The following is a 2725-nucleotide window of genomic DNA, read 5'->3' as shown; positions in this document are numbered from 1 at the left end:
TATCGCAGATTGAGAACTCTTATACCAGTGGATGTCGACACAGTATTTGTGGATATTCAATTGAGGATAGTTGTTTTTACCATCCGGTATCAGATTGTATAGAAGGTGAAAAGCGAATTGTATTACATATGAGAGATATTAATGAGCCTGGTATATCCTATGAATTGATTCTTCATAAACGCATCATCAACTTACAGGAGGCATTAAACGTTCGATTAGGGGGTAGTTATACTCAAGCATCGTTCAAAGAAGATGAAACCCTTCCTATATCTACCATAAATTTAGAAGGAGATTTAATCTTTCTAAAGGTAGAATAGTAAAGGTCTTGATTCTATTTACTTATAAAATCTTATAGGGATAAAAAGATACTTCAAAAAGAATGAAGCAGTAGTTACTACTGGAACTTGTTATATAAGCTTAATAAAAACCATAAAACCACAGGTAATGGTATGTTTTCATAGCATTAAATCAGAGTATTATAAATAGAGATATAACAAATAACTTTAAGTATAAGCTGGTTATAATTTTAGTAAATGCTGATGATACAGTTTATGTGTTATAGTTAAGTGACTTCGCTGAGCTATGTTCGACTAGTTGCGTGGATGTTATGATAGGTGACGATCCAAATGATGCCGGAGATAATACTAGATTGCGTTAGATTAGATACCTCACCATTTACTATAGATGCATGCTTTGATGGAGCTCCTGAGATTACAGACCCAGATGACCTGGCAACATGCCAGCGTATAGCAGATTTGATCAATAATCCTTCCTACCAGGCCAAAGCCCAGGAATGTAAAGACAATTTTGGCGGTGAAGATGAAAAAGGCTTTATACAAAACACAGATGGAACCTTTGTAGATGCACCGGTAAGTGATAATGGTCATACAGTTAGCTTTCCTACAGGAGCAGATAAAGTAGGCTATATACATAATCATCTTAATGATAAGATCTATCCAGATGATGATGGCGATGGTATAATTGACGTTGACAGACCTATACGCCGTCATTCACCGGCAGATATCAATACATTTGTAGAACTATTGAAAATTGCTCAAAATACAGGTCGTCCTGTAGAAGATATTTATGGTAGTATGTATAGTAGTAGTGGTAATTTTCAATTACGATTTAGTGGAGATCCCAGTACTCTGCCACTTTATGATAGTCTAGAAATTCGAATTCTTACCAGAAAATATTTAGAGTATTTCCAAGAGGATGGGGACAAAAGTATAAGGTTACTAAGGTTTACGAAAGACTCAATGGACCTTAATGGCATAGAACTATGGAAAATAAATGATAACGGAAAAATTAAGAAGCTGTCGTTAGATGCCGATGGTAAATTAAAAAAAGAAAAATGTCCAAATTAAATGATTATGAGATTAATTAATTTTTTTATACTACTATTTATAATAGTCAGTTGCAAAGCTCAGATTGTACCAGTAGAGGATTTGGTTGATTATATGGATTCAGATCAATCAGCAGCTGACGGAACTTATTTCAAAGATATCAATGATAAACTAAGCAAATTCTACGGGCATTGGCAGGCAGTAACTTCAGACGGAAAACAACTTGATTTTTATATAGAGCCAAAGCTTATTGAAAGATCTGAGACTGGTAAAAAATATGATAAGTTGAATATAAGATACACCATAAAAGAGAATGGCGTATTACTTGTCGACACAACTAATCTTCCAGATAACGCAGTAGAGGTAATTAGTGGCGGTTTTTTTGGAACCAATAAAGCGACGTATCAGATCCCATATCAAGGATTTAGCAGTGCCTGTGGACAAAATGGTAATCTTTTACTGCGTATAAAAGGACTTGAAGATGCTCAAATGAACTATATCTACAGAGTTGGGGGCGAAATATGGTCAAAAGATTGCCCACCGGGTGGTGTAGACCAGATAATGCCAATGGAGCATTTAACCTTTACAAAAGACCCTGTAGATGTAATCGAAGATTAAAACATTCTGTTTAGGGGACTACTTTATAACACTTAATCCTTTAGGATATCATCAGGCTTTTAGTGTTAGAATATAGTATACAAACCTTTGGTCACTCTTTATGTTTTACTACTTTCTTTTAAGAGCCAAAAAATACCGGCAGACCTACAGAGAATATTTAGGGCGATATGTACAGCAGCAGCGGCAACTTTCAACTACTATTTAGTGGAGATTCCGGTACTTTGCCACTTTATGATCGTCTATAAATTCAAGTTCCTACAATAAGATAGTTAGAGTATTTTCAAGAGCATGGGAGACTTTAAGTCTTGATGACAATAACGAAGTAATTAATACACCGTGTCAATAAAATAAGAAATTATGAAAAATCAATTGCTATACTTATCGTTATTATGTTTCACAGCTGGAATATCTCAAACACCTGTATTTCCTGTAGAAGCACTATATCCTACGGAAGAAAATCATCCGAATGTTAAGGAATATTATAAAGATATTGATAATTTATTTAATCAATATGAAGGAACATGGTTGCATGAGAGTGACGGGAAGTCTCTGAAGCTTGAGCTCAAAAAATTTGAGTTATCAGATCATAATGCATACTACATTGATTTACTTGTTGGGGAATATCAATATAGCGAAAATGGAACTATTATAGTAAATACTTTATCGCAGATTGAGAACTCTTATACCAGTGGATGTCGACACAGTATTTGTGGATATTCAATTGAGGATAGTTGTTTTTACCATCCGGTATCAGATTGTAT

At 34.5% G+C, this 2725-nt stretch carries 4 protein-coding genes; all 4 read left to right on the top strand.

Going from position 1 to position 2725, the window contains the following annotated elements:
* On the top strand, positions 1–317 hold a 317-nt coding region (locus tag ABD000_RS04620), incomplete at its 5' end, for a hypothetical protein (protein ID WP_343764454.1).
* Between the two features lie 312 nt (positions 318–629).
* Positions 630–1367, top strand: coding sequence for a hypothetical protein (locus ABD000_RS04615; protein ID WP_343764452.1), 738 nt, complete (start codon positions 630–632; stop codon positions 1365–1367).
* A gap of 6 nt (positions 1368–1373) precedes the next feature.
* Positions 1374–1964 (top strand): hypothetical protein, encoded by a 591-nt coding sequence (locus ABD000_RS04610; protein WP_343764450.1) that lies wholly within the window; start codon positions 1374–1376, stop codon positions 1962–1964.
* Positions 1965–2321: 357 nt separating this feature from the next.
* Positions 2322–2725, top strand: a 404-nt coding sequence (locus tag ABD000_RS04605; RefSeq protein WP_343764448.1) for a DUF6705 family protein, incomplete at its 3' end; no start/stop codon positions are given.

The sequence above is a fragment of the Gangjinia marincola genome, assembly GCF_039523415.1.
Taxonomy (GTDB): domain Bacteria; phylum Bacteroidota; class Bacteroidia; order Flavobacteriales; family Flavobacteriaceae; genus Gangjinia; species Gangjinia marincola.
This window is presented reverse-complemented; position numbering and strand designations above follow the sequence as displayed.